The sequence below is a fragment of the Gluconacetobacter tumulicola genome, from assembly GCF_014174215.1.
Classification (GTDB): domain Bacteria; phylum Pseudomonadota; class Alphaproteobacteria; order Acetobacterales; family Acetobacteraceae; genus Gluconacetobacter; species Gluconacetobacter tumulicola.
Genome location: NZ_JABEQL010000061.1, coordinates 1 through 1,815, shown reverse-complemented (window position 1 = coordinate 1,815; position 1,815 = coordinate 1). Strand labels below are relative to the sequence as shown.

Sequence of the window (1,815 nt, the reverse complement as noted above, 5' to 3'; positions counted from 1 at the left end):
GCTGTTTCAAAAGCCCCGCTGGCGGCGGCCTGACGGCGGTTTCCTGCGCGTCGGTGCTCACGGCCATCAAGGCCGCTCCGCTCCGATACTCAAAAACCACCGCCAGACGCGTGGCTGGCGCCACGCTTCCACTCACCAGCGGGGCTTTTGAAACAGCCTCTAAAACGGGCCCTACGCCCAACGACGCGCGTTCGCGATCTCATGTTCGATCTGCCGGATCATCCGCTGCGGCACGTCATGATCAGTCGCGATCGCACGCCATCCGGCAAGCGACGCCTCGACCTCCCCTATAATCGCATCCCGCCGCGCAGGCCTGATCCCGGCAATGCGCGCGACCCTGGCCATCGCCTCTTTCCCAGGCATACGGCCCTCGCCGCCAACCGATATCGAATGCTCCCCCCCGGGCCCCTCCGAGAACGAGACATCATAGGCCGGGGCCAGCGACCATTCCCCCTCCGCGTTCATGAGGAACGCATGGTTGCGCACGTGATCATCCCGATTGAGCGCGCGCACATTGAACACCATGCGCCGAAAAACCTGCTCGACGGCATCCGCTCTCCCGCACAGCAGCTTGGTGAGCCTGATCAGATCGGCATAGTCGATCACCCCATGCGCCATTCCGCTGTCGAGCAGCCCCGCGACGCTCGCCATATGCAGGCGCCCCGCACCCGGCCGGTCGAACCGCTCGGTCGCAAAAAAGCGCTCCCGAACACCTTCCAGCGCAAACATCCTGCTGACGTCGATGCCGGCCCTCCGCATAAGGGCGCCATAGCCGATCTCCGCCTGAACGGCACCGACCGGATCGGACGAGCCGCGTCCCTTGATCAACACCTGCCTCCACCCCTCGGAGACAGAAGCGCGATGATCCCGCAGCGTACGCATGTCCTCATGGATCTGCGCCATGAATTTGGGCCGCGCCCCCTGGCTGCCACCCGAAATGATGCGCAATCGGGAGAGGTCCGCCGCCGAGGCCCCATCCTCGACATGCGGGATGATCTCTTCGAACCAGCCCAGATCGATGGCCCCGATCGGCTGACCGCCGGTCTCGGGCATATATGTCAGGGCGCCGGCACCATGGCGGCCGATCGTGGCCAGCCTCTCCAGGTCCCCGATCTCCGCGCGACTGATGCCGCGTACCGCGATTTCCCGATCCAGCAGCAGCCGGCCCCACCCATCAGGCAGGCTGTCTTCGAACAGCGCGGGCAGGCGCGCGCCACGACCCGCATTCGGCCGCAGCAAGCCATCATAGGCAATCCTGGCGACTGGCGAGACGGGCAGGGGGCTCGCCGCAAAGCCCGCATCCCATTCGAAAGCCGCACTCCGACGGGCCTCGTCCCGACCAAGCGTTCCCACCCGGCGCGGTTCGGCGCCACAGCCGAAGTCCAGATGCACCGAAAGCCGCCGTATCATCCTTTCTTCCGCCCGGCTGCGCGACGGCGCTGGGCAGCTTCATTCAATTCATCCAGCGATTTCGCTTCGGGCAGCGGAAAGAGCGTGGAAAACCCTTCGAGCGCCTCAAGCGCTTCCGCGATGGCCAGAACCGTTGACAGGCTCGCCGCCCCGCCGCTCTCAAACCGCCGGAGCGTCGCGATCGCCACACCGGACCGCCGGGCGAGTTCGTCCTGCGTCAGATTCCTTGCCAGCCGCCGCGCCCGGGCAGACGCCGCAATCTCATCCTGCACTTCAGCAGCCGTCCTGGGTAAGATGAAATAGCTCATATTTGATCTCTTAAGACCATCATCACCGCATAAGCGGCCATATCTGATATATGAAGCCACGATGCCGCGATCAAGTGCAACAGTGATCGAATATGAT

The 1,815-nt window shown here is 64.5% G+C and carries 2 protein-coding genes; both read right to left on the bottom strand.

Features of this window, described 5'->3' with window-relative positions:
• Positions 1–171: 171 nt before the first annotated feature.
• Positions 172–1,410, bottom strand: coding sequence for a type II toxin-antitoxin system HipA family toxin (locus HLH29_RS19190; RefSeq protein ID WP_182968969.1), 1,239 nt, complete (start codon positions 1,408–1,410; stop codon positions 172–174).
• Positions 1,407–1,815, bottom strand: a 409-nt coding sequence (locus HLH29_RS19185; protein WP_246374492.1) for a helix-turn-helix domain-containing protein, incomplete at its 5' end; no start/stop codon positions are given. The genes HLH29_RS19185 and HLH29_RS19190, both read right to left, overlap by 4 nt.